Raw genomic sequence first — 1228 nt, 5'->3', positions numbered from 1 at the left:
ATCCAGTGAACCGAGCGTTCACCTCAGCACCGAATTCGACTAACGTACCCACAGAAGCCGCACCGTTAGGAAAGTGACCAGGCCAGTCGGTCAACACATGCAACAGTGTTCGAGATATTCCGTAACTTTTTCCTTCGTTATGATTCTCTCTTCCGATGATTCTTGCCGTAGCCAAGCCCGGAATCTCTTCAAGAAGTCGCTTCAACGATGGGATATCTCCAGTTTGAATCGCTTTAACAACAGTTACAGTCAACGTTTCATCTTCGTAAATAAAGTCCATGCCAGATCTCCTCTCACACGTATGATCAGTTCCACGCCTGCCCTCTCAGTCTCATGCAACATCAAAAGCATTTTCATACACTCCGTAACAGTTTGTGCTGATGCGTGAGCCATTTACATATAAGTATTTTTCACCATCGTTCATCCAAATTCCCAACTCCAAAATGACGGGCAGCAAGGAGCCCGTCTGGCGTTCAAGTATCGTTACCCGTTAGCTCAATAGTCTTATGTTTTAATTAGAGTCGCTGCTTATAATTGTGAGGCTTGCCGAACACCTAATGCAGTGACGTCCCGACGGGCTTAGGGGGCTGGATGTGGTCACTCGCTTCTCAGAGTGACCCGGAGCGTCAATATGGTGTTAGCCGAAGGAAGTTCTGGAAGCAGCCATTGCATTTAAGGCGTTCTCAAAATAGCTATATACTTCATCTGCAATTCCCAGAAACTCTTCAACAAGTACATTACTATCCAAGTAACAAGCATACAGATAATCAACTAAAGCGGAGTCAATCTCACAATAGTTTAATATGGCATTCTTCATCTTAATAATGTCATCTTGCCATACACCTGTATCTTCTAAAACCAAAGAGTATAATGCACGAATTAATCTCTTAGAGTAACCTTTAATATATCTAGTTTTCATTGTGTTATCACTAGCATTAGAAAGTAAACTATGTATACGATCTACTTCCTCCTTGGTCTCTGTATTTAAGTCTAAAATGAACTCTGGAGAAATAATTATCGGTGGTACTTTTTCACCAACGTCATGACCATATATGCAAACACAAATTATCTTAACCCAAAAACCCCACTCATTTGGTTTACTTAATACATCGTCAATCGAGCAAATTATCGTATCAATCTTAGTTACTACTGGATATTCTTCCAAAAGCCTGTCTTTAATATTTGACAATCTTTCGTAATCAATATCTTTGGGATTTACACATACAAT

The 1228-nt window shown here is 40.6% G+C and carries 1 protein-coding gene and 1 pseudogene; both read right to left on the bottom strand.

The features are described 5' to 3' along the window. Window positions 1–280: pseudogene (locus AC1DWN_RS33995) on the bottom strand (ankyrin repeat domain-containing protein); the annotation flags it as partial. A gap of 357 nt (window positions 281–637) precedes the next feature. Beyond that, a partial coding sequence (locus tag AC1DWN_RS33990; RefSeq protein WP_477563224.1) for a nucleotidyltransferase occupies window positions 638–1228 on the bottom strand: 591 nt, incomplete at its 5' end.

Source organism: Paenibacillus sp. P4_A7, assembly GCF_056402455.1.
Note: the sequence above shows the minus strand (reverse complement) of the source record. Positions and strands in the feature narration are given on the sequence as shown.